Source organism: Acidovorax sp. HDW3 (assembly GCF_011303755.1).
Lineage (GTDB): Bacteria > Pseudomonadota > Gammaproteobacteria > Burkholderiales > Burkholderiaceae_C > Paenacidovorax.
Window position 1 is genome coordinate 2,326,306 of the sequence record NZ_CP049885.1, and the last position, 22,278, is coordinate 2,348,583.

At 66.3% G+C, this 22,278-nt stretch carries 20 protein-coding genes and 1 riboswitch; of the genes, 13 read left to right on the top strand and 7 right to left on the bottom strand.

Going from position 1 to position 22,278, the window contains the following annotated elements; genetic code table 11:
- Nucleotides 1-39: 39 nt before the first annotated feature.
- The 6 genes from G7045_RS10710 to G7045_RS10735 are packed head-to-tail and all read left to right on the top strand — an operon-like array spanning nucleotide 40 to nucleotide 4,833.
- The gene (locus G7045_RS10710; RefSeq protein ID WP_166159623.1) at nucleotides 40-366 is read left to right on the top strand and encodes a c-type cytochrome; all 327 of its coding nucleotides are present in this window, start codon (nucleotides 40-42) and stop codon (nucleotides 364-366) included.
- The gene (locus tag G7045_RS10715) at nucleotides 363-1,622 is read left to right on the top strand and encodes an NAD(P)/FAD-dependent oxidoreductase (RefSeq protein ID WP_166159624.1); all 1,260 of its coding nucleotides are present in this window, start codon (nucleotides 363-365) and stop codon (nucleotides 1,620-1,622) included. The genes G7045_RS10710 and G7045_RS10715 overlap by 4 nt, the downstream gene beginning before the upstream one ends.
- Entirely contained in the window at nucleotides 1,619-2,686 is a 1,068-nt protein-coding gene (locus G7045_RS10720; RefSeq protein ID WP_166159625.1) for a YeeE/YedE thiosulfate transporter family protein, read from the top strand. Before G7045_RS10715 ends, G7045_RS10720 begins: the two co-directional genes overlap by 4 nt.
- Complete coding sequence (locus G7045_RS10725; protein ID WP_166159626.1) at nucleotides 2,673-4,016, top strand: FAD-dependent oxidoreductase; 1,344 nt, start codon at nucleotides 2,673-2,675, stop codon at nucleotides 4,014-4,016. The genes G7045_RS10720 and G7045_RS10725 overlap by 14 nt, the downstream gene beginning before the upstream one ends.
- Nucleotides 4,016-4,489 carry a thiosulfate oxidation carrier protein SoxY gene (locus G7045_RS10730; protein ID WP_166159627.1) on the top strand — a complete coding sequence of 158 codons (474 nt, stop codon included), beginning with the start codon at nucleotides 4,016-4,018 and terminating at the stop codon, nucleotides 4,487-4,489. Before G7045_RS10725 ends, G7045_RS10730 begins: the two co-directional genes overlap by 1 nt.
- Nucleotides 4,490-4,503: 14 nt before the next feature.
- On the top strand, nucleotides 4,504-4,833 hold the full coding sequence (locus tag G7045_RS10735) for a thiosulfate oxidation carrier complex protein SoxZ (RefSeq protein ID WP_166159628.1): 330 nt from the start codon (nucleotides 4,504-4,506) through the stop codon (nucleotides 4,831-4,833).
- Between the two features lie 71 nt (nucleotides 4,834-4,904).
- On the opposite strand, the gene G7045_RS10740 is transcribed toward G7045_RS10735, so the two are convergent.
- The 5 genes from G7045_RS10740 to G7045_RS10760 form a co-directional block, all read right to left on the bottom strand.
- The gene (locus tag G7045_RS10740) at nucleotides 4,905-6,017 is read right to left on the bottom strand and encodes an ABC transporter substrate-binding protein (RefSeq protein ID WP_370521767.1); all 1,113 of its coding nucleotides are present in this window, start codon (nucleotides 6,015-6,017) and stop codon (nucleotides 4,905-4,907) included.
- A 156-nt stretch (nucleotides 6,018-6,173) separates the two neighbouring features.
- A complete protein-coding gene (locus tag G7045_RS10745) occupies nucleotides 6,174-7,457 on the bottom strand; it encodes a TRAP transporter large permease (RefSeq protein ID WP_166159630.1) in 1,284 nt (427 codons plus the stop codon).
- Nucleotides 7,454-8,128, bottom strand: coding sequence for a TRAP transporter small permease (locus G7045_RS10750; protein ID WP_166159631.1), 675 nt, complete (start codon nucleotides 8,126-8,128; stop codon nucleotides 7,454-7,456). The genes G7045_RS10745 and G7045_RS10750 overlap by 4 nt, the downstream gene beginning before the upstream one ends.
- Nucleotides 8,129-8,193: 65 nt before the next feature.
- Nucleotides 8,194-9,201 (bottom strand): TRAP transporter substrate-binding protein, encoded by a 1,008-nt coding sequence (locus G7045_RS10755; protein ID WP_166159632.1) that lies wholly within the window; start codon nucleotides 9,199-9,201, stop codon nucleotides 8,194-8,196.
- Between the two features lie 105 nt (nucleotides 9,202-9,306).
- Nucleotides 9,307-10,317, bottom strand: a complete 1,011-nt coding sequence (locus G7045_RS10760; RefSeq protein WP_166159633.1) for a DctP family TRAP transporter solute-binding subunit — start codon at nucleotides 10,315-10,317, stop codon at nucleotides 9,307-9,309.
- A 52-nt stretch (nucleotides 10,318-10,369) separates the two neighbouring features.
- Between G7045_RS10760 and G7045_RS10765 the strand changes: the two genes are divergently transcribed.
- From G7045_RS10765 to ribB, 3 genes are all read left to right on the top strand, one after another.
- Nucleotides 10,370-12,415 (top strand): nitrogen regulation protein NR(II), encoded by a 2,046-nt coding sequence (locus G7045_RS10765; RefSeq protein WP_166159634.1) that lies wholly within the window; start codon nucleotides 10,370-10,372, stop codon nucleotides 12,413-12,415.
- Complete coding sequence (locus tag G7045_RS10770; protein ID WP_166159635.1) at nucleotides 12,412-13,059, top strand: response regulator transcription factor; 648 nt, start codon at nucleotides 12,412-12,414, stop codon at nucleotides 13,057-13,059. The genes G7045_RS10765 and G7045_RS10770 overlap by 4 nt, the downstream gene beginning before the upstream one ends.
- Before the next feature lie 106 nt (nucleotides 13,060-13,165).
- Nucleotides 13,166-13,344: riboswitch (FMN riboswitch) on the top strand.
- A 93-nt stretch (nucleotides 13,345-13,437) separates the two neighbouring features.
- On the top strand, nucleotides 13,438-14,076 hold the full coding sequence (gene ribB / locus G7045_RS10775; protein WP_166159636.1) for a 3,4-dihydroxy-2-butanone-4-phosphate synthase: 639 nt from the start codon (nucleotides 13,438-13,440) through the stop codon (nucleotides 14,074-14,076).
- A 304-nt stretch (nucleotides 14,077-14,380) separates the two neighbouring features.
- On the opposite strand, the gene G7045_RS10780 is transcribed toward ribB, so the two are convergent.
- Nucleotides 14,381-15,418: an AraC family transcriptional regulator gene (locus tag G7045_RS10780; protein ID WP_166159637.1), complete on the bottom strand. Its 1,038-nt coding sequence runs from the start codon at nucleotides 15,416-15,418 to the stop codon at nucleotides 14,381-14,383.
- Nucleotides 15,419-15,515: 97 nt separating this feature from the next.
- Nucleotides 15,516-15,929 (bottom strand): hypothetical protein, encoded by a 414-nt coding sequence (locus tag G7045_RS14720; protein ID WP_240919214.1) that lies wholly within the window; start codon nucleotides 15,927-15,929, stop codon nucleotides 15,516-15,518.
- Between the two features lie 326 nt (nucleotides 15,930-16,255).
- Between G7045_RS14720 and G7045_RS10795 the strand changes: the two genes are divergently transcribed.
- From G7045_RS10795 to G7045_RS10810, 4 genes are all read left to right on the top strand, one after another.
- Entirely contained in the window at nucleotides 16,256-17,863 is a 1,608-nt protein-coding gene (locus G7045_RS10795) for an FAD-dependent oxidoreductase (RefSeq protein WP_166159638.1), read from the top strand.
- A gap of 467 nt (nucleotides 17,864-18,330) precedes the next feature.
- Nucleotides 18,331-19,947, top strand: coding sequence for a GMC family oxidoreductase (locus G7045_RS10800; protein ID WP_166159639.1), 1,617 nt, complete (start codon nucleotides 18,331-18,333; stop codon nucleotides 19,945-19,947).
- Nucleotides 19,944-20,786 carry an SDR family NAD(P)-dependent oxidoreductase gene (locus G7045_RS10805; protein ID WP_166159640.1) on the top strand — a complete coding sequence of 281 codons (843 nt, stop codon included), beginning with the start codon at nucleotides 19,944-19,946 and terminating at the stop codon, nucleotides 20,784-20,786. The genes G7045_RS10800 and G7045_RS10805 overlap by 4 nt, the downstream gene beginning before the upstream one ends.
- Nucleotides 20,783-22,261, top strand: coding sequence for a coniferyl aldehyde dehydrogenase (locus tag G7045_RS10810; RefSeq protein WP_166159641.1), 1,479 nt, complete (start codon nucleotides 20,783-20,785; stop codon nucleotides 22,259-22,261). The genes G7045_RS10805 and G7045_RS10810 overlap by 4 nt, the downstream gene beginning before the upstream one ends.
- Nucleotides 22,262-22,278: the final 17 nt, after the last annotated feature.

The following is a 22,278-nucleotide window of genomic DNA, read 5'->3' on the forward strand; positions in this document are numbered from 1 at the left end:
GCCTCTTTCGCACCGCAGGCCACCTTGCCAGGAGTCTGTATGTTGCGTTTGCTTGTGCGCCCCGCCTGCGCCCTGGTGCTGGCTGCGCCCTGGGCGGCGTTGGCCACGCCCGATAGCCAGACAAATACCGCCTTGCTCGCCAGCCAATGCGCCAACTGCCACCGCGCGCAGGGCAGCGCCAGCATTCCCGCCCTCACGGGCCGCCATGCCGACGCGCTGCTCTCACGCCTGCAGGCCCTGCAAAGTGGCCAGGATCGCCACGCCACCGTCATGCCCCGGCTGCTGCAGGGCCTGACAGCCCAGGAGCTGCAGGCCCTGGCGCAGTGGTTTGCACACCAAGGCGGCACAGCGGAGCGCCAGCCATGAGCCTGCAGCGCCGCACCTTTTTGGCCAGCGCCCTGGCCGCTCCCGCCCTGGTGCGTGCTGGCGCCGGCGCCGCCCATGTGGTGGTGGTCGGCGCCGGCTTTGGCGGCGCCACAACCGCACGCGCACTGCGCCGTCTGGCCCCCGGTCTGCGCGTGAGCCTGATCGAGCCCGAGCCGCTGCATTACACCTGTCCGTTTTCCAACCTCTACCTTGCCGGCCTGCAGCGCTGGGACGCACTGGCCCAGGGCTACGCCGGGCTGCGCGCCGCCGGGGTGGACGTGATCCACGCCCGGGCCGAGGCGGTGGACACCCGGGCTCGCACCCTGCGCCTCGACAATGGTCAGCAGCTGCGCTGGGATCGCCTGGTGCTCTCGCCCGGCATCGACATGCGCTGGAATGCCATCGAAGGCTACGACCAAGCTGCGGCCGAACACGCACCACACGCCTGGAAAACCGGTGCCCAAACCCAGCTGCTGCGCCGCCAGCTCCAGGCCATGCCCGACGGTGGACGCTTCGTCATGGTGATTCCAGAAAACCCCTTTCGCTGCCCCCCCGGCCCCTACGAACGCGCGGCGATGGTGGCGCATTACTTCAAGCAGCACAAACCGCGCAGCAAGATTTTGCTGCTCGACGCCAAGGACAACTTCTCCAAAAAAGCCCTTTTCCTGCAGGGCTGGAAAGCCTGCTACGGCGACATGATCGAATGGATCGGACAAAAAGACGACGGCCAAGTGCTGCGCGTGGACGCTGCGCGCCTGGAGGTTGAAACCGCCTTTGGTACCCGCCACCGCGCCGATGTGCTCAACGTTATTGCACCGCAACAAGCGGGGGCCATTGCTGCACACGCCGGCGTGCTCGACGCCAGTGGCTGGGCGCCCGTGCAGCCCGAGAGTTTTGCCGCACGCCTGCAGCCGCAGATATACGTGCTGGGCGACGCAGCACAGGCTGCACCCATGCCAAAGTCCGGATTCGCCGCCAATGTGCAGGGCAAAGTAGCGGCCGCGCACATCGCTGCTGCACTGCTGGGGCAAGAACCACCGAGCGCGCCCTACAGCAACACCTGTTACAGCCTGATCGCCCCCGGCTACGGCATTTCGGTGGTGGGCCTATACCGCGCCCAGGGTGGGCAGCTGCACGAAATGGCTGGTGGCGTCAGCCCGCTCAACGCCGACGCGGCCTACCGCAGTGCCGAGGCCACACAGGGCCAGGACTGGTACCAGGCCATCACCCAAGACATCTGGGGGCTGGCCGCATGACGCTCACGCTGCTGTGGGCCGGCTGCGCCCTGGGCTGCACCTTTGGCGTGGCGTCTCGGTTGGGGGACTTTTGCCTGCTGCGCGGTCTGCGCCAGCGCCTGGCGGGCGGCGCGGCGCCGCAACTGCAGGCCTTTGCCCTGGCGCTGGCCGTGGCACTGCTGGCCTCACAGGCGCTGGCCTGGGCCGGTCTGGCCGATCTGGGCAGTGCCCAGCTAGTGCGCCCCCAGTTTTCGCTGCCCGCCGTACTGCTGGGCGGCCTGCTGTTTGGCTCCGGCATGGCGCTGGCGCGCAGCTGCGGTGCCCGCGCGCTGGTACTGCTGGCCGGGGGACATCTGCGCGCCCTGGTCACCCTGCTGTGCCTGGGCCTGGCGGCACAAGCTACGCTCACGGGGGTACTTGCCCCGCTGCGGCAGTGGCTGCAAGCGCTGGGCACCATCCACCTCAGTCATGCCACGCTGGCGCAGCAACTACAGGCCCAGGGCCTGGGGTTGGGCCTGGCCACGCTGGGCGCTGCCGCCGTACCGGCCCTGGCTTTGCTGGGCTACGCACTGGGGCCTCCGGCACTGCGCCGCACACCGGTGCAGCTGCTGTGCGCGCTGGTGATTGGCACCCTGGTGGCAGCAGGCTGGTGGCTGACGGCGCAGGTCGGGGTCGATCCCTTTGAGCCCACGCCACTGACCTCGCTGAGCTTCATCGGCCCCGTGGCCGAGGGCCTGTTTTACCTGCAGCTGGCCACAGGCCGCGCCGCCAGCCTGGGCCCTGCCATCGTGGCGGGCACCTTGCTCGGCGCGGGCGCTACCGCCCTGGCCACGCGCAGCGCGCGCTGGGAGGGCTTTGCCCAGCCCCGCGCCCTGGCCGCATCGGCCTGCGGCGGGGTGCTGATGGGAGTGGGTGGCGTGCTCGCCGTCGGCTGCTCCATCGGCCAGGGCCTGTCGGGGCTATCCACCCTGGCCTACGCCAGCCTGCCCGCCTGTGCGGGTATCGTCGCAGGCGCCCTGCTCACCCTCCAAGCGCACGCTTATTTGTTTCCCGCCCTACTGGAGCCTTCCCATGAAACGCCGTAACTTTCTCCTCCATCCCCCGACCTTGGCCCTGGGTGCAGCCGCAGCCAGCGCGCTGCCACTGCAGGCCTTGGCCGCACCTGCCGTCATTACGCCGCAGGCGCGTATCCTGGCGCGCAAGGGCAGCGCGCCGCGCATCGTCATCTGCGGCGGCGGCTGGGGCGGGCTGACGGCAGCACGCTACCTGCGCGAGCTGGTGCCCAATTCCGACGTGGTGGTCATTGAGCGCAACCCCACCTTTTGGTCCGGCCCCATGAGCAACAAATGGCTGCTTGACATCGTGGGAACCGATTTTGTGCAGCACGACATGCTGCGCCCGGCCAATCGCTACGGCTACCAGTTGCTGCAAACCGAGGTCACGGGCTTTGAGCGCGACAAAAAGCTGGTGCGCACCGCCCTGGGCCTGATCGAGTACGACTACCTCATTCTCTCGGGCGGCATCCGCGACGCCTGGGAGGCCTGGTTTGGCAACGACCAACGTGCCATCGACTACACGCGCACGCATTTCAGCAGCGCCTACCTGCCCAACCAACAGATGTTTGCCCTCAAGCAGCGCGTCAAGGACTTCAAGGGCGGCACGCTGGTGATGACGCTGCCGCCGCCACCGCACCGCTGCCCGCCCTCGCCCTACGAGCGCGCCTGCCTGATTGCCTGGCACATCAAGAAAAACAAAATTCCCGGCAAGATCGTCATCCTCGACCCCAAGCCCAAGATTGCCCCCATCGGCGCGGGTTACAAGCAGGCGTTCGAGGAGCTGTACCCCGACATCATCACCCACGTACCGAACGCACGCGTGCAGGAGGTCGATCCCTTTAACCGCCAGATCAAAACCGCTGCCGGCGAGTGGAAGTTTGACGAGGCCATTTTCATGCCCCCGCACCAGGCGGCAGACATGGTCTGGCACGCCGGCCTGATTGGCCAGGACGCCAGCGGCAAACCCACCGGCTGGGCCGATATGCACCCGCGCCTGTTCCACGCGCACAGTGACGACCGCGTGTACTTCGTCGGCGACCTGATGGGCGCCATCTCCGACCAGTTTGGCCACTACCCCAAGAGCGGCCATGTGGCCAACTACGTCGGACGCATCGTGGCCAAGAACATCGCCCAGCGCATTGCGGGCCAGGAGGTCACGCCGCTGCTGCCCGACAACCTGTGCTACATGATGGTCAACGGCGACCCGCAGGAGGAAATTTCGGTCAAGTTCGAGTACGAAGTCAATCCGCAGGGCAAGGTCATCCAGACGCAGATTGATGTCGATGTGCGCTCTACCGACATGGTGGCCGAGGACTTCGCCTGGGCCCGGGGCCGCTTTGCCGACTTCCTGGCCCTGTGATGACGTTGCACCGCCGTACCCTCATGGGCGCCGCTGGCGCCGCCCTGGCCCTGCCCCCGCTGGCGCTGGCGCAGGCCGCCGCCCCCGTGGCCGATGCGCTGGCGCCCAATCCGGCGGCCTTTGCCAAGGCCCGGGCCGACTTCACGCGCGGCACCAAACCCCAGCCCCAGGGGCTGCTGCTGGAGCTGCCGGCGCTGGCCGACAACCCAGGCGCCGTGCCCGTCAAGGTCAAGGTCACGCTGCCGATCACGGCGCAGGACTGGTGCGAGGAAATCATCGTGCTCGCAGAACTCAACCCCGCACCCCTGGCCTGCCGCCTGTTCTTTGGTGCCGCCACCGGCAGTGCCGAAGCCGCTGTGCGGCTGCGCCTGACGCAGACGCAAACCGTGCACGCCCTGGCGCGCATGAAAAGCGGCCTGCTTCTGGGTGCGAGCCAGAGCGTTACCGTTGCCGCCAGCGGTTGCGGCATGTGACAGAAAGGAGCCCCATGAGCAGCAAACCCCCACGCCTGTGGATCAGCAACAGCGCGCCCAAGCTGGGCGAGACCCTGCGCGTGCGCGCCCAAATCGAGCACACCATGGAAAGTGGCCTGCGCCACGATGGCGCCGGCCAACTGCGTCCGCGCAACATCGTGCGTCGCTTTGAAGCCCGTCTGGGCGATCAACTGCTGTGCGCCTGGGAGCCAGGCATCTCCATCGCCCAGGACCCGTACATCGAATTCACTTTCGTCGCCCGCAGCAGCGGCACGCTGCTGCTGGTGTGGCAAGACGAGGCCGGGCACAGCGTGCGCGCCACCAAGCCCATCACACTGGCCTGACGAGAAAAGTTTGAAACAAAATAGCCGCTAACGCTTACTGGATAAGCGCTAGCAGCTATAAAAAATATAGCTTACCGGCGAAATTTACCGCTGCTACCAATCACGGTCAGCTCCGCAAACTCCAGGCCCGAATGGCTGGCGCTGCTGTAGTCCAAGGCCAGGCCGCCGAGGTCGTAGCGCCCCAGGTTCTCCAGGGCTTGGTGCACACTCGCGCGGCTGGGCTTGGGACCGGCGCGGCGCAGGGCCTCGACCAGCACTTTGGCGCCGGCAAAGCCTTCGAGCATGGCCGGGCTGACGTCGTCCAGACCCTGTGCCTTGGCCAGAATGCTGGCCTGGGTCACCAAAGCGTAGTTCGGGCTCATGGGCATGACCTGGCCGACGATGATGCCCTTGGAGTCCTGGCCCAGCATCTGGATGAAACCGTTGGAGGAGTTGTTCGACAGCGTCAGGTGCTGTCCGCCAATGCCGGCCTGCTTGATGCTGCGCAGGCCCTCGACCACCGCCGTGCCCGAACCGATGACCAGCACCGCCTGCGGATCGGCCGCTTTGAGCGTAGGCAGCAACGCGGCAAAGTTGGGCTTGCTGCGATCGAACTTGGCCACGGCCACGGGCTCCAGGCCCGCTTTCTTCAGGCCACCACGTGCACCCTGCAAACCGTCATGGCCAAAGCTGTCGTCCACGTGCACGATGGCCACGCGCTGCAGCCCCAGGCCGGCCAGGTGTGCCATGGCGCGCTCGGCCTCGCGTTGGTAGGTGGCGCGCACATGGAACAGGTAGGGGCGTACCGGCTGGTGCAGCGCCATGGCACCGGTAGAGGGCGCCACCAGCGCCACCCGATGCTCCTCAAGCACCTGGTTGATGGCCTCGGTGTGCGGCGTGCCCCGGCTCATGAACAGGGCCAGCACGCCCTTGCTCTCGATCAGGCTGCGGGCGTTGGCCTCGGCTTTTTTGACGTCGAACCCGTCATCGAGCGTCACCAGCTCAATCTTCTCACCGTGCACCCCGCCCTTGGCGTTGACCTGATCCAAGTAGAGCTTGGCACCGGCCATGGATTCCTTGACCGTCGCCGCCACCGCACCCGTCACGCCCACCGTCTGGCCAATGCGGATTTCCGCCTGCGCCGCCAACGTCGTTGCACCCACCATGGCCGCCAGCAGGGCCGCCTTCACACTCATTTTCACCATCATCACTTGGCACCATCCAAAAAAAAACGCAGGGCGGCATGTGCCACCCTGCGGTCAGAACCTCGGGTCAATCCCAGGTAGACAAACCTGAGTATTGAATGTAGGTATTTTTGAATGCGACGGTAACTGTGGCGTTCCACAGGTGTTTCAGGGGCGTTACAACATCCCCAGCCAGCGCGGGAACCACAGGGAGAGGCCTGGCCAGTAGGTGACGACCAGCAAGAAACCCAGCATTGCCAAGAGCCAGGGCCAGACGGCCACCGTCAGCTCGGTGATGCCCATTTTGGTGATGCCCGAGGCCACGTACAGGTTCAGGCCCACGGGCGGGTGGCACATACCGACTTCCATGTTCACCACCATGATGATGCCGAAGTGCACCGGATCAATGCCCAGCTTCATCGCCACCGGGAACAGGATGGGAGCGAAGATCAGCATGATCGACGACGGCTCCATGAAGTTGCCCGCCAGCAGCAAGATGAAGTTCACCGCCAGCAAGAAGGTGATGACGCCCAGGCCGTTGCCCAGCATCCAGTCGGCCAGCGCCTGCGGGATGTTCTCGTTGGTCATGATGAAGCTGAACAGCACCGCGTTGGTGATGATGTACAGCAGCATGGCGCTCATGTTGGCCGAGTTCAGCAGCACCTTGGGCACGTCCTTGAGGCGCATGTCCTTGTAGATAAAAACCGCCACGACAAAGGCATACACCGCGCTCATGGCCGCTGCCTCGGTGGGCGTGAACATGCCGGTGTAGATACCGCCCATGACGATGATGATGAGCAGCAGGCCCCAGACGGATTGGCGAAACGCCATCCAGCGCTCCCCCCAGCTGGCCTTGGGCAGGCGCGGGTAGTTGTACTTGCGCGCACGCCACCAGGTCACGCCGCCGAGCACGGCAGCGAGCACCAGGCCCGGCACCACGCCCGCCATGAACAGCGCGCCCACCGACGTGTTGGTGGCCACCGAGTACATCACCATGACGATGGAGGGCGGAATCAAGATGCCCAGCGCCCCCGAGGTGGTAATGACGCCCGCGCCGAACTTGTTCGGAAAGCCCGCCTTGACCATGGCCGGCAGCAAGATGGAGCCAATGGCCACCACGGTAGCCGGACTCGAACCCGAGACCGCCGCAAACAGTGCGCAGGCGAGCACACCCCCCAGGCCCAGGCCGCCATACCAGTGGCCGACCATGGCGGTGGCAAAGTTGATCATGCGCCGCGCCACGCCGCCGTGGGTCAGGAAGTTGCCCGCCAGGATGAAGAACGGGATCGCCATGATCTCGAACTTCTCGATGCCGGTGAAGAGCTTGAGCGCCACCGATTCCAGCGGCACGTCGGTAAAGCCAAACAGGAAGGTCAGCACCGTCAGGCCCAGCGAGATGGACACCGGCATCCCGGTGAGCATCAGCACCGTGAGGATGATGAAGATGATGGCGGCGTTCATTTTTTCTCCTCCCCATGGGCGCGTTCGTCCGGGTGCAGGTTGTCGCGCATGGCGTAGGGGTTGTAGTCCTGGGCCGGCTTCTCGTCCTCTTCCAGGCCATCGACGTGGCCATGGTCGTGGTGCGGCAGCTCACCCGTGCGGATGAAGCCAGTCAGCACCTGCAAAAAGCGAAAGCACATCAGGCCGCTGCCCAGCGGAATGGCGCTGTAGACCATCCAGGTCGGCCACTCCAGGTCGGGCGTGGTCGGGCCTTCGATCAGCTCGTCCACATTCATGCCCAGGCCGTGAAAGAAGGCGTAGTGCGCACCGTTCTCCCAGACAAAGGTCGCGCCCATGGTGGCGACGATGCCGGTGAACAACGCCCCGGCACCCAGACCGAAGATGATGAACTTGCTGCGGTTGGCACTGCCCAGGCGGTTGATGAGCACGTCCACGCCGACGTGGATGCCGGTGCGCACGCCGTAGGCGGCGCCAAACTTGGCCATCCACACGAACATGATGATGGTCAGCTCCTGCGCCCAGGTCATGTTGATGGACAGCAGCCAGTCCTGCAGCCCCGGCACATTAAAGCCGGCAGCGTAGCGGTGCAGCACGGCCACAAAGATGATGAGCGTGGCTGCGCCCATGAGGAAGGTGATGAGCCACTCTTCCAGGTGATCGAGGATTTTCATGGTGTTTCTCCGGGCACAAAGAAAGCGCCCGCAGGCGCTGTCTGTGGTGTGCTCTCAGGAATGGATCAGAGCTTGGCCGGGTCAAACCCCGTGGCCTTGTACACGTCCTGGATGGTCTCCTTGCCAATGCGGCCAGACATCTTGTCGTGCACCGGCACCAGCGCCTTCTTCAGCGCCAGACGCTCTTCCGGGGTCGGCTGGTAGATGGTGGTCTTGCCGCTCTTCTTCACGGCTTCGAGCGCCTGGTCGTTCTCGTCTTGCGCAATCTGGTTGGCGTAGGCCGTGGCCTGGCGCATGGCGTCGTTCAGTTGCTCGCGCACGTCGGCGGGCAGGCCGTCCCAGAATTTCTTGTTGACGATCACGGCGTAGCCCAGGTAACCGTGGTTGGTCAGGCTGGCGTGCTTTTGTACCTCGTGCATTTTTTGCGTGTAGAAGTTCGACGGCGGGTTCTCCGTGCCATCGACCACGCCTGTCTGCAGCGCCTGGTAGGTCTCGCCAAAGGCAATCACCTGCGGAATGCCGCCGAGCGCGCGAATTTCTTCTTCCAGCACCTTGGATGACTGGATGCGGTACTTCAGCCCCTTGTAGTCCGCCACGGCCTTGAGCGGCTTGCTGGCCGAGAAAATCTTAAAACCGTTGTCCCAATACGCCAGGCCGGTGATACCTCGGGATTCGAGCTTTTTCAGCAACTTCGCACCCACGGGGCCGTTGGTCACTTTGTGCAGGTCGTCGCGGTTATCGAAGATAAAAGGCAGGTCAAAAACTTCAAAGTCTTTCACCCCCAGCGGGCCGAACTTGGCCAGCGAAGGTGCGAGCATCTGCACCGAACCGAGCTGCAGCGCCTCCATCTCCTCCTTGTCTTTGTAGAGCGCGCTGTTGGCGTACACCTCCACCTTGACCTTGCCCTTGGTCAGCTCGCCAGCCTTCTTGGCAAAAAATTCCGCCGCTTTGCCCTTGGGCGTGTCCTGCGCCACGACGTGGCTGAACTTGATGACGGTCTGCGCCTGCGCCGCCAGGCTGGCGCCAAAAGCCAGCAGGGTACAAGCGAGCACTTTTTTCAGGGGAAAGGACATGGTGGTCTCCTCGGTTTTTGGGATCGACAAGCGCCGCACTGTAGGCAGCTTGGCCCCACCTGGTAACTGTGGTGTTCCACAGCTAGGGTTTACCCCAGACTGCGTTTATCCCTGCATTACCGCCTGCACCTGCGCCAGCCAAGGGTGGCCAATGCGCTGCGCCAGCGCCTGGTACACCGGCGCCGTCGCCGCCTGCAGCTGCTGGCGCTGCGCCGGCGCCAGGTCGTGCACCTGGGTGCCGCCCACCTCGCGCAGGGCGGCCAACGCCCGGGCATTTTCCTGGCGTGCAATCGCATTGCCCCACACCAGGCTCTGGTGCAGCGCCTGCACCAGCAGCTGGCGCTCGGCCACCCCGAGCTGGGCCCAAAAACGCTCTTGCGCCACCACGGCGTAGCCCAGGTAGGCGTGGTGCGTGAGCGTGAGGTGGGTTTGCACCTCGTGCATTCCCTGCGTCCAAAAATTCGATACCGGGTTTTCCGTGCCATCGACCACGCCCATGGCCAGGGCGCGGCGGGTTTCGCCAAAGTCGAGCACCACCGGCTGCGCCCCCAGGACACGCATCTGCTGCGCAATCACGCGCGAAGCCTGCACCCGCATCCGCAGCCCCCGAAACTCCGCCGGCACGCGCAGCGGCCGGTGGGCGCTCATGTGCTTGAAACCGTTGTCCAGATAGCCCAGCCCCACCAGGCGCTGGCGCGAGAGCGCCGCCAGCAGCCGCTGGCCCACGGCAGCGTTTTGCACGCGCTGCACCTGGACGGCGTCGGAGAACAAAAACGGCAAATCAAACAGCTCAAACTCAGGAAAGCCAATGCGGCTGAACTTGGAGAGCGAGGGCGCGAGCATGTCCACCGCCCCCAACTGCAGCGCCTGCATCTCGTCGGCATCGCCATACAGCTCGGAGTTGGGGTAAATCTGCACGCGAATGCGCCCCGCGCTGCGCTCGTGCACCAGCTGCGCAAAGTGTTCGAGCATCAAACCCTTGGGCGTTTGCCGCGCCACCACATGCGACAGGCGAATGGTGATGCCCTGCGTCTGCGCCCGCAGCGCACCGCCCGGCCAGGCCAAGGCCGCCAGCGCGTGCAGGCTATGGCGGCGTGTCAGGTCAGGGGCGGGCATGGCCGGTATTATCGGCGCCTGCTTTTTGCCTTGCCGCCCCCCTGTTTTGACTGTGCCAGATACGGACGACTTCACCTTGCTGCACAGCAGCAGCCGAGCGCTGCACGACCGCAGCCGCCGCACCGTGCTCTGGATGATGGGGCTGGCCGTGCTGGTGGTGGGCGCCGTACTGGCGCTGTTTTGGTACCTCAACAACTTTGAAACCGAGGAAGAAGAACGCCGCCGGGGCGCGGATGCGCAGTGGCTGGAGCAAAGCGTGCAGTTTCACTTCCGGCGCCTCGAAGACGACGCCGCCCGCCTGGCCGCCCAGGCCGCGCCAGGCGGCGCCAGCGCCCTGCCCGCCTTTGGCCAGGGCGCTGCCAGCCAGGCACCGCTGGGCCTGCTGTGGCGCGAGCCAGGCGTGATCGAGGCCCAGGTATGGCGCAACACCGACGGCAGCAGCAGCGGCGACCTGGCCGCCTGGCACCAGGACTGGCAGGCGCAGCCGACCAACGCCCAGGCGCTGCAAGCGCTGCTGGACATCACCAGCGGCCTGCGCCGCGCGCACTACGCCGGCCCCATGCGCGGCGCCGACGGCCAGGCCAGCGACCGCATCTGGCTCGCCCAGCCCTCTTTTGACGGCAACCGCCAGCGGGGCACACTGCTGATTGCACTGTCCATGCGCCGCGCACTCGACGCCCTGCTGCCCGGCTGGTTCACCCAAACCCAATCGGTGCGCCTGGTGGTCGATGGCAGCAGCCCCAGCCCCCAGAACAGCGGCCCCTACCGCATGGTGATGAACCTGCCAGGCACCGACTTGCTGCTCGAAGTCGTGCCGCAAGGGCCGCAAAGCTCGCAGGTGCCGCGCCTGTTCTTCGTCGTCGCGCTGCTGTTTTTGTTTGGCATGTTGGCCAGCCTGCTGGCGCTGCGGCACGACATCGGCAAGCGCCAGCAGGTGCAGCAGCGCCTGCAAGCCGAAGTGGCGCTGCGCACGGCGATGGAGCATTCGGTCAGCGTCGGGATGCGCGCCTGGGACATGCGCGGGCGCATCCTGTACGTGAACGACGCGTTTTGCACCCTGGTTGGCTGGAGCGCCGCCGAACTGCTCGGTCGCAGCGCCCCCATGCCCTACTGGCCGCAGGAGCTGCAGCAAGAGCTGCTGCTGCAGCACCACCAGGTCATCCGCCAGGGCACGCCGCGCCAAGGGCTGGAAACCCAGTTCCAGCACCGCGACGGCCGCCTGGTCGATGTGCTGATCCACGAAGCGCCGCTGCTCGCCGCCGACGGGCGCCAGCTCGGCTGGATGAGCTCGGTGCTCGACATCAGCGAGCGCAAGCGCGCCCAGCAACTGGCCGCGCAGCAGCAGGAAAAACTCGAAGCCTCGGGCCGCCTGGTGGCCGTGGGCGAAGTCGCCTCCACCCTGGCGCACGAGCTCAACCAGCCGCTGGGCGCACTCGCCAGCTTTGCCAACGGCCTGCTCAACCGCCTGCACAGCGACAGCATCGGCCTGGCTGAAATGGAACCCGTGGTGCAGCGCATGGCGCAGCTGGCCAACCGCGCCGGCGGCGTGATCCAGCGCGTGAACGCCTTTGCCCGCCGGCGCGAGCTGCAGCTGAGCCAGCTCAACTTCAGCGCCCTGCTGCGCCGCGTGGGCGCCAGCGTGCAAGAGCAGCAAGAGAGCCAACCGCAACCCGTGGCGCTGCAACTGCAGCTGCCAGCGCAGGACCTGTGGGTGCAGGGCGACGCGCTGCTGCTCGAACAGCTGGTGCACAACCTGTGCAGCAATGCCCTGGCCTGGGCACCACGCGGATCGGCGCTGCCCGCACGGGTCGAGTTGCGCCTGCAAAGCCACCCATGCAGCGCCCCCGAATGCACGCCCGCATCCTGCCTGAGCCTGGCCGTGGCCGACAGCGGCCCTGGCGTGGCCACCGAAGCGAGCGAGCGCCTGTTCGACGCTTTCTACACCACCCAGGCCGGTGGCATGGGCATGGGGCTGGCCATTTGCCGCTCGATCACGGAAGCGCACCATGGCCGCATCCTCGTCACCCGCGACGCCGAGCTCGGCGGCGCACTGTTCACGGTTGAACTCCCACTGGCGCCCACGCCTCCCGCACCATGAGCCTGCCACCGCCCCCCGCCATCGACATCCATATCGTGGACGACGACGCCGACGTGCGCGACGGCCTGGCCTGGCTGTTTGACTCGCGCGGCTGGCCAGTGCGCACCTGGGACAGCGGCGCCGCACTTCTGGCCACCGTGCAAACCCTGCCCCAGCCCTGGAGCCCCGCCGTGCTGCTGCTCGACATTCGCATGGAACCCCTCTCGGGTCTGGTCACGTTCGAGCGCCTCAAAGCCCTGGGCTGCCCCTGGGCCGTGCTGTTTCTCACCGGCCATGGCGACGTTGGCACCGCCGTTGAAGCCGTCAAAAACGGCGCCTGGGATTTTCTGGAAAAGCCCTTTCAAAACAACCTGCTGGTCGATCGCGTCGAACAGGCCATGCAGGCGCTGCAACAGCAAAGCGCCAGCGAGCGCCAGCGCCAGCGCCTGCGCCAAGCGCTCGCCAGCCTCAGCCCGCGCGAGCGCGAAGTGCTGAACGAACTCATCCAGGGCCACTACAACAAAACCATTGCCGAGCACCTGGGCATCACGGCGCGCACGGTGGAGTTTCACCGCGCCAACATCTTCGAGAAGATGGGCGTCGAATCGGCCATCGAGCTGGCGCACCAGCTCGGGCGGCTGACGCCGATAGAGAAAGATATTTAGCTATTTATTTGATAGCTGCTTGCGCTCTCCCATCAAGAGCCAACCCGGCTTTTTCCATATCACCAACATCAACTCTACAATCGTGCCGCCGGCCCTCATGCCGGCATCGCGTCTTCAGGGCGGGGCGAAATTCCCCACCGGCGGTAGGCGGGGCAGCACCACCTTGGTGCTGGTTCCCCGCGAGCCCGCGAGCGCCCGGAGCCAGGCATCGTCCGAGCCCCGGGGTCAGCAGATCTGGCCACACACCAGAGCCGACGGTCACAGTCCGGATGAAAGAAGATGCGCAAGCCCCAGCGGCCCCCGGCCACACCGGCCTGGGGCCGTCGTGGCTGCGCGCCCCGAAAGCGTCTTCTCAACCTACCATCGAGGAGCGTTTGAATGTCTCAAACCCACACCACCACCGAAGCCACCAGCGCGCATCAGCGCGTCGCTGCCGCGCTCGACGCCGTGCGTCAGGGCATCCCCGTCGTCCTGCAGGACGCGAACGACCGCGAGGACGAAGCCGACCTGATCGTCGCTGCCGAGCGCCTGACGGAGCAGACCATGGCCCAGCTGATCCGCGACGGCAGCGGCATCGTCTGCCTGTGCATGACCGACGAAGCCCTGCGCCAGCTGGAGCTGCCGCCCATGGTGGAGCACAACGAAAGCGCCCACGGCACGGCCTTCACCGTGTCGATCGAGGCACGCCACGGCGTCAGCACCGGCGTGAGCGCGCGCGACCGGTTGACCACCGTGCAGGCCGCCATTGCCCCCGGCGCCCGGCCCGCCGACCTGGTGCGCCCCGGCCATGTCTTTCCGCTGCGCGCCCACCCCGGCGGCGTGCGCGCACGCGCGGGTCACACCGAGGGCACGGTGTGCCTCTCGCGCCTGGCCGGGCTGCGCCCTGCAGGCGTGCTGTGCGAGCTGATGAACCCGGACGGCAGCATGATGCGCGGCGTCCAGGTTCACGCCTACGCGGCGGCGCACCGCCTGCCGCTGCTGACCATTGCCGACCTGGTGGCCTGCAGCGACGCATAAACCACCAATCGCCCCGGCCCCCGGGGCGAGGAAGGCCGGGTCTGCACCCAGACGCCGCTGCCCCCCGGGGCCGGGCTACCTGTGGATGGCGACAAAATCCCGGGCCATACGCACCCTGCGGCATCACTACCTGCAGGAGCACCGGCGAGCGACTCGTCAAGCAGGCTCGGCCTGCCACCCGAGAACGTGTTCGTGAATCTGGCCGTTGGGCCACAGGCAAGCGCAGTACGCCGAGGAATTTGGATAAAAGGCAGCCAACCCTTGCCCAGAAAGCGCCAGCAGCTACTGAAAAAAGAGCAAATTATCAAGACCCCACATCCTGGCGCGCACGCCACTGCGCCGGCGTGCAGCCCGTCCAGCGCTTGAAGGCACGCCAAAACACCGCAGGTTCGGCGTAGCCCAGCGCCTGGCCAATGTCGGCCAGCGCACGCTCGGGCTGGGCCACGGCCTGCAGGGCGGCGTCGCGGCGCGCGGCATCGAGCTGCTGCGAAAAACTCGTCGCCTGCGCCTGCAGCTGGCGCGCGAGCGTACGCTCGCCCAGCCCCAGCATCTGCGCCGCCTGCGCCCTGGTCGGCACGGCACCACCTTCGTGCAACTGCTGCTGCAGCCAGCGCTGCAGCGCCTGCACCAGCACCTTTTCGAGCGCCTGCGGCGGCGCCAGCGCATCAAGACGCGCACTGGCGAGCCGGTGGTGGGCCGCAGCGAGCTGCGCATCCGCCTGCGGCAGCGGCGCATCGAGCACAGCGTTGTCCCACAGCAGGCCGCTGAACGCCTGCTCAAACTGCACCGGGCAAGCAAACACCGCCCGGTAACCCGCTAACGGCCCAATCTGCAGCTGGTTGAACTGCACCGCCAGCGGCACCAGTGCCGGGCCGGGCCCCGTGATCCAGCGCGCAAAAACTACCACCGCCGCCAGCACCGCCTCGATCTGGTGCGGACTGAACGCCAACGAGCCCTGGCGCGGGTGGTAAATCACCCAGCAAGCCCCCTCGCCCGCAATCGTCTGAAAGCGCCCGCCGTCCGAAATCAAACTCTGGTACTGCTGCACCAGCGCCAGCGCCGCGCGCAGCGTGGGCGCGGACTGCAGCAGATAGCTCACCACATTAAAGCTCGCCGGCCCCACCGATGCCCCGGCCTTGAGGCCAAACCCCGCATCCCCCGTGGCCTGCACCGCCGCACGCCACAACCGGGCGATGTGGTCGATGGGCCAGCGCTCGCTCTGCAGCTCCTGCGGCGCAATCCCCGCCAGCGCCAGCACCTGCGCGCGCGGCGCGCCCTGCTGGGCGGCCGCGTCGAGCACGGTGTTGACCCAGCTCATGGAAACGGTCGCTTGCAGTGCCATGGCGACAAAACTCAAGCCTTGAAGCAGGCTTGCACGCTGTTGAGGACACCACCGCCATCGACAGGATCGAATTGGTATTTTTTGGGCGGAAAAGCCGTCATGCCTTGTCCCCATAAGGCGATACGGGTTCGCGCACCTGCGAACCCGCTGCATCCGGCAAAGGCCGGATGCGCTCAATCACCCCGTCGCGACTGACAATCAGCTCAGTCCCCGTTTGTGCCGCCAGCTCACGTGCGCGCTGCGCCGCGCGCAGCAATGCCTGCCATGAACCGCGCAGATCGGCAGTGCGCGCTTGGTGGATAGGCTTTTGGGTGTTCATTGCTCGCTCCAGCTCCTGCAACATCAAGCGCCCCGCCTGCAGGGCGGCAGCCTCCACGTCGAAGGGCGACAAACCCGCCGCAATCAAGTCGGCGTTGACAAACACCGGGCAAGCCGCCTCATGGGGCAAAAACTCGCGCGCAAACGTCGTTTTGCCTGCGCCGTTGGGCCCGGCGATGACGATGACTTTCAAGTCCTGCGCCACCTCACACCTCCAGCGCGTAAGGCGTCTGCTTGAAGGTGATGCCCTCGCGTGCAACGCGTGTGCCCAGGCGGTTGGCAGCGGCGTAGATCCAGTTCAGTGTTGGCATTGCGCCCATCCATCCTTGCTTGGTGCGATGGCTCAGTCTCTCAGGCCACCGTCACGTTGTTCTTTCGCTTGAGTTTCAAGAGTCTAACGTCGGCATCTTGCTGTACTGCAGACGGGGAAATAGCTCATAAAGTCAATTATGTTGTCTCCTAAAGTCAATCACCAAACGCCCTCCCCCGCTATCTTTACCCCCCAGGAGACAACCGGACATGGCAGACATGAAAGCAGACACCCTGGTCATTGGCGGCGGGCTGGCGGGCATCGTTACCGCGCTGGAACTGCTGCGCGCGGGCAAAAGCGTCACGCTCATCGACCGCGACACACCCGAGCGTTTTGGCGGCCTGGCGCTGTGGGCCTTTGGCGGCATGGCGCTGGTGGGCACGCCCTTGCAGGCGAAGATGAAGATTGCCGACTCGCCCGAGCGCGCGCTGGCCGACTGGCAGCGTTTTGGCGAGCTCGACCCTGCCGACACCTGGCCCCAGCAATGGGCGCGCTATTACGTGGAACAGTCGCGCCCCCAGGTCTATGACTGGTTGCTCAAAGAAGGCATCAAGTTCATGCCCGCCGTGAATCTGGTCGAGCGCGGCATGAATGGCGACGGCAACAGCGTGGCGCGTTACCACATCGTCTGGGGCACGTCGCGCTTCATGACGCTGCGACTCATCGAGCAGATGCGCGCTGCTGGCCAGGGCGGGCGGCTCACGGTGCTGCACGGCCACCGCGTGACAAAGCTGGAACAGTCGGGCGGCCAGCTGTCGGGCGCGGTGGCGGTCGATGAGGCCACGGGGCGCGAGGTGCTTCTCACCGCCCCCACCGTGGTGTTGGCCATGGGCGGCATCAACGGCGGCCACGAGCAAACGCGGCGCAACTGGCCTGCGGGCCGCCCTTTGCCCAAGACCATGCTCAACGGCGCCCACCCTTTTGCCGATGGGCGTATGCACCACTGGGCGGCGGATTACCTGGGCGCGCAAATCACCCACGCGGGCGAGATGTGGAACTACGCTGCTGGCATTCCGCACCCGTATCCGCATTTTCCGGGCCATGGCCTGTCGCTCATTCCGTGCAAGTCGGCCCTGTGGCTGAATCACCGGGGCGAGCGCATGGGGCCGGAGCCGCTGGTGACGGGTTTTGACACCCACTGGCTGTGCCAGCAGGTGGCGGCGCAGGAAAAGCCCTGGACCTGGCAGCTTTTGAACCGGCGCATTGCGCTCAAGGAGTTTGCCGTCTCGGGCGCCGAGCACAACCCGCGCATCCGCGACCGGCAGTTTCTGCGCTTTGTCAAAGATACCCTGCTGGGCAACCACCGCCTGGTCGATCAAATGGCGGCGCAAAGCCCGCATTTCATCGTCGCAGGCACCCTGGCCGAGCTGGCGCAGAAGATGAATGCGCTCACGGCCTCGCACGACATCCGCGCCGAGCAATTGCAGGCCACGGTGGGCGCCTGGGACGCGCTCTTTGCCCCCGGCGGCCAGCCCGAGGGCGACATTCAGGTGCGCCGCATTCTGGAGGCGCGCAAGTGGCGCCCCGACAGCCTGCGCACCTGCAAGCCCGCGCCGCTGCAAAAGGCGGGCGCGGGGCCGTTCATCGCCATCCACACCCAGCTCATCACGCGCAAAAGCCTGGGCGGGCTGCAGACCGATTTGCAAAGCCGCGTGCTGGGTGGCGCAGGCAGTGCCATCCCCGGCCTGTACTGCGTGGGCGAGGCGGCGGGCTTTGGCGGCGGCGGGGCCTCGGGCAAGCGCTCGCTGGAAGGCACGTTTTTGCCCGGCTGCATCCTCACGGCGCGGGCGGCGGCGCGGCATATCGTCACCGGGTAAGCCATGGCATACCTCATGGCTGCGGCGCCCCCTCTCCCCGGCCCTCTCCCGCAAGGGGCTTGTGTATGCACACATCTTTTGACGGCTCCCATCCGCCTGGTCAAAGGGCGGTTTTTGCTCCCCTCCCCCCTCGCGGGGGAGGGGCCAGGGGAGAGGGGGCGCTGGCAGCACCTTGCCTATTCACCCCTCTCCCCAACCCTCTCCCGCAAGGGGAGAGGGAGTGCAAACCAGCGCCAAACAAGCGTTGTGCGCTATCAAAAAAAGATGTGTGCATACATAAGCCCACAAGGGGAGAGGGAGCCACCCCGGGCACAGCCCACAGCGGCTGCTGCTCCCCTCCCCCCTCGCGGGGGAGGGGCGGGGGGAGAGGGGGCCATGCCAGCCCGCACCAGAACAGGATATTTCAATAAAAACAGGCTCTAGCGCCCACCAATCAAGCGCAAGTAGCTACAAAATCAGGAGCAATAATGGATTACGACTTCATCGTCATCGGTGCCGGGCCTGCGGGCTGCGCCGTGGCCTCGCGGCTGTCGGAGGACGCGCGCCACAACGTGCTGCTGCTCGAAGCCGGGCCGGGCCAGCGCAAGGGCTTGCTCGCCACCAATGCGGCGCTGGCCTCGCTCGTCTATGGGCTCAAAAGCAGCGCCTACAACTGGGGCTTTAACACCCAGGCGCAGGCGGGGCTCAATGGGCGGCGTGCCTACCACCCGCTGGGGCGCGGCCTGGGCGGGGGCACGTCGCTCAACATGCTGATGTATATGCGCGGCAACCCGCTCGATTACGACGGCTGGGCCGCTGCAGGCAACCCCGGCTGGGGCTGGGGCGATGTGCTGCCCTACTTCAAGAAAAGCGAGAACAACCAGACCTTCAACCAGGACGGCGACCCCTACCACGGCAACAGCGGCCCGGTGTGGGTGGAGGAACTGCGCACCGACAACCCCTGGCACGGCACGCTCAACCAAGCCTTCAAGGAGCTGGGCTGGCCGCTCAACCCCGACCTCAACGGCGCGGTGCAAGACGGCTTTCGCCCCACGCAGGTGATGATGAAGGGCGGCGAGCGCCACCACGCGGGCCAAGCCTACATCCTGCCGCACCTGGGGAGCAGACCCAACCTCACGCTGCAGTGCGAGGCGCACGCCACGCGCATCCTGTTCGAGGGCCAGCGCGCCGTGGGCGTGGAGGTGGTGCAGGGTGGGCAAAAGCGCCAGATTCGCGCCCGCAAAGAGGTGATCGTGAGCAGCGGCGGCCTGCTCTCGGCCAAGCTGCTGCAGCTCTCGGGCGTGGGCGATGGGGCGCACCTGCAGGGCATGGGCATTCCGCTGGTCGCCCACCTGCCCGCCGTGGGCCAGCACCTGCAAGACCACCTGGACGTGATCCTGGGCCACCACATTCCGGGCGACCCGAATTTAGTGGGCATCTCGCCCACCGGGGCGCGCAGCTTCTGGCGGGCCATGGGGCGCTGGCGCAAGGAGCGGCGCGGCATGTGCACCACCAACTTTGCCGAGGTCACGGGCTTTATGCGCCTTTCGCCCGATTCGCCCATGCCGGAGCTGCAGTACGAGTTCGTCGTCGTGCTGGCCATGGAGCATGGACGCAAGGTGTACGCCAAGCATGGCATGTCCACCCATGTGCTGCTGCTGCACCCCAAGAGCCGTGGCACGGTACAACTGGCCAGCCCGCGCTGGGAGGATGCCCCGGCGATTGACTTCCGCTACTTCTCCCACCCCGACGACATGGCCACCATGGTCAAGGGCGTGCGCCAGGTGCTGCAGGTGTACGACACGCCGACGATGAAGGCCCGCGTCAAGGCCGACCTGCGCACCGCGCAGTGCCAAACCGATGAAGACTACGCCGCCTACTGCCGCCAGGTGGCCGGCACCAACTACCACCCCACCAGCAGCTGCCGCATGGGCCCCAGCGCCATGGACAGCGTGGTCGATGCGCGCCTGCGCGTGCATGGCCTGCAAGGATTGCGCGTGATCGACAGCTCCATCTTCCCCCACATTCCCGGCGGCAACACCACCGCGCCCACGTACATGGTGGGCGAAAAAGGCGCGGCCCTGCTGCGCGAGGACTGGCAGTGAAACACGACTACCCCTGGAAGCACGGCGCGCCGCGCACAGTGTTCATCACCGGCGCCAGCAGCGGCATAGGCCGCGCCATGGCGCAGGAGCTGACCGCCGCAGGCGCGAGCATTGCCCTGTTCAACCGTTCCGATGCGCGCGCCGTGCTGTTGGACTTGCGTGCTGCGGCCCCAAACCCCGAGCAACGCTTTGCCTGCTACCGCGCCGACGTCGGCAAGGCCCAGGCCATTGCCGCTGCCGTGGCGCAGGCCGTGCAGGAGCTGGGTGCGCCCGACCTCGCCATCCACAGCGCGGGCGTGCTGCACAACGGGCCGCTGCTGCAGTCCTCTGCCGCCGACTTTGAGCAGGTGGTGGACGTCAACCTCAAAGGCACGCGCCACTTTGCCGCCGCCGTGCTGGCGCACATGCAGCCGGGCAGCCAGATCGCCTTCATCGCCTCGCTCGCTGCCCTCACGGGCAACTTTGGCTACACCGCGTACTGCGCGTCCAAATACGGCGTGCGCGGCTTGGCCGAGGCGCTGCGCTATGAAATGAAGTTGCAAGGCATCGCCGTCAGCCTGTGCTGCCCGGGTGAAATCCTCACACCCATGGTGGTGGCCGAAAAGCGCACCATGCACCCCGTCTCCGCCGCCATGAAAGCCTTTGCCGGCAGCAGCACGCTCGATGTATCCGTGCCCGCGCTCCTGCGCGGCATTGCGCGGCGCGAGTTTGAAATCACCGACACACCCAAGGCGGCGCTCACCGCCTTCCTCTCGCGCCACACCCCGCAGCTCGCCCGCGCCGTGGGCGACGCCATTGCCCGCCGCGCCCAGGAGCGACTCTCGAAAGGAACACCATGACCACCACCCCCCCCAGCGCCGCCTGGCAGGCCATCCACATCCCCGCGCACCTGCCCGCTTTTTTGCGCGATGCCTTTGCCGCCCAGCAAGCGGCGTTTGCCAAAAACCGCTACCCCAGCCTAGAGGAACGCCGCGCCGACCTGCGCGCCCTGCACCGCCTGCTAGTCGAAAATCGCGCCGTGCTGCTCGATGCCGTGAATGCCGACTTTGGCTGCCGCAGCCACTTTGAAACCCTGGCCACCGAGCTGCTGCAAGGCCAGGAAGCGGCCCTGGACGCCATGCGCCAGCTACCGCGCTGGATGAAAAAGCAAAAGCGCCACCTGGACATCACCCAATACCCGCTCGCCAGCGCCTACGTGCTGCCCCAGCCCGTGGGCGTGATCGGCATCGTCTCGCCGTGGAACTTCCCCATCGCCATGGTGGTGCAGCCCCTCATTGGGGCACTGGCTGCGGGCAACCGCGCCATGGTGAAGATGTCGGAAAACTCCGCCCACACCGCGCGCCTGCTGCAAAAGCTGCTGCCCAAGTACTTTGCTGCGGACAAGGTGTGCCTGTTTGCCGACGACGACGCCGGGCCGGGCCAGCCGCTGGGCCCGCTGTTCACGCAACTGCCGTTCAACCACCTGTTCTTCACCGGCTCGCCGCAAACGGGCCGCGCCGTCATGGCCAACGCGGCGGCCCACCTCACGCCGGTGACGCTGGAGCTGGGCGGCAAGTCCCCCACCATCGTCGCGCCCGACTACCCGCTCGCCAAAGCCGCCGAGCGCATTCTGTGGGTCAAGATGCTCAACGCCGGGCAGATTTGCACCAATGTGGACTACCTGTTTCTGCCTGCGGGGCAGGAGCAAGCCTTCATCGAGCACGCCCGCCGCATCCTCGCGCAGCGCTACCCCGATCTCTTGAATGGCGACTACACCGCCATCATCGACCAGCGCCAGTACGACCGCCTGCAGGCCATGCTGCAAGACGCTGTGGCCCAGGGCGCGCAGGCCGTGCCGCTGTGCCCCGGCCAACAGGGCGATGCGGCGCGGCGCATCATGCCGCCAGTGGCGCTCTTGAACGTGCACGACGGTATGCAGGTCATGCAGCGCGAGATTTTTGGCCCGCTGCTGCCCATCCTGAGCTACCAGAAGAAAGAGGAAGTGCTGCAGTACATCAACGACCGCCTCCACCCGCTGGCGCTCTACCTGTTCAGCGAAGACAAGGCGCTGCAAAAGTGCTACCTGGAGCAAACGCTCTCGGGCGGCGTGACCATCAACGACACGCTCTTGCACGCCGGCCAGCACGCGCTGCCGTTCGGCGGCGTGGGCAACAGCGGCATGGGGCATTACCACGGGCGCGAGGGCTTTTTGACGTTTTCCAAGTTGCGCCCGGTGTTCCAACAGGGCGTGTTCCGCTCGGTGGATTTCCTCATGCCGCCGTACACCGGGCTGGCCAGCAAAATGCTCAACGTCATGCTCTGGCGCAACCGCTAGCCAACACCGTTTCACCA

Excerpts from the sequence above, each read along its gene's own strand:
- G7045_RS10710 (WP_166159623.1), top strand. The coding sequence starts at position 40 with ATGTTGCGTTTGCTTGTGCGCCCCGCCTGCGCCCTGGTGCTGGCTGCG.
- G7045_RS10715 (WP_166159624.1), top strand. The coding sequence starts at position 363 with ATGAGCCTGCAGCGCCGCACCTTTTTGGCCAGCGCCCTGGCCGCTCCC.
- G7045_RS10720 (WP_166159625.1), top strand. The coding sequence starts at position 1,619 with ATGACGCTCACGCTGCTGTGGGCCGGCTGCGCCCTGGGCTGCACCTTT.
- G7045_RS10725 (WP_166159626.1), top strand. The coding sequence starts at position 2,673 with ATGAAACGCCGTAACTTTCTCCTCCATCCCCCGACCTTGGCCCTGGGT.
- G7045_RS10730 (WP_166159627.1), top strand. The coding sequence starts at position 4,016 with ATGACGTTGCACCGCCGTACCCTCATGGGCGCCGCTGGCGCCGCCCTG.
- G7045_RS10735 (WP_166159628.1), top strand. The coding sequence starts at position 4,504 with ATGAGCAGCAAACCCCCACGCCTGTGGATCAGCAACAGCGCGCCCAAG.
- G7045_RS10740 (WP_370521767.1), bottom strand. The coding sequence starts at position 6,017 with ATGGTGAAAATGAGTGTGAAGGCGGCCCTGCTGGCGGCCATGGTGGGT.
- G7045_RS10745 (WP_166159630.1), bottom strand. The coding sequence starts at position 7,457 with ATGAACGCCGCCATCATCTTCATCATCCTCACGGTGCTGATGCTCACC.
- G7045_RS10750 (WP_166159631.1), bottom strand. The coding sequence starts at position 8,128 with ATGAAAATCCTCGATCACCTGGAAGAGTGGCTCATCACCTTCCTCATG.
- G7045_RS10755 (WP_166159632.1), bottom strand. The coding sequence starts at position 9,201 with ATGTCCTTTCCCCTGAAAAAAGTGCTCGCTTGTACCCTGCTGGCTTTT.
- G7045_RS10760 (WP_166159633.1), bottom strand. The coding sequence starts at position 10,317 with ATGCCCGCCCCTGACCTGACACGCCGCCATAGCCTGCACGCGCTGGCG.
- G7045_RS10770 (WP_166159635.1), top strand. The coding sequence starts at position 12,412 with ATGAGCCTGCCACCGCCCCCCGCCATCGACATCCATATCGTGGACGAC.
- ribB (WP_166159636.1), top strand. The coding sequence starts at position 13,438 with ATGTCTCAAACCCACACCACCACCGAAGCCACCAGCGCGCATCAGCGC.
- G7045_RS10780 (WP_166159637.1), bottom strand. The coding sequence starts at position 15,418 with ATGGCACTGCAAGCGACCGTTTCCATGAGCTGGGTCAACACCGTGCTC.
- G7045_RS10795 (WP_166159638.1), top strand. The coding sequence starts at position 16,256 with ATGGCAGACATGAAAGCAGACACCCTGGTCATTGGCGGCGGGCTGGCG.
- G7045_RS10800 (WP_166159639.1), top strand. The coding sequence starts at position 18,331 with ATGGATTACGACTTCATCGTCATCGGTGCCGGGCCTGCGGGCTGCGCC.
- G7045_RS10810 (WP_166159641.1), top strand. The coding sequence starts at position 20,783 with ATGACCACCACCCCCCCCAGCGCCGCCTGGCAGGCCATCCACATCCCC.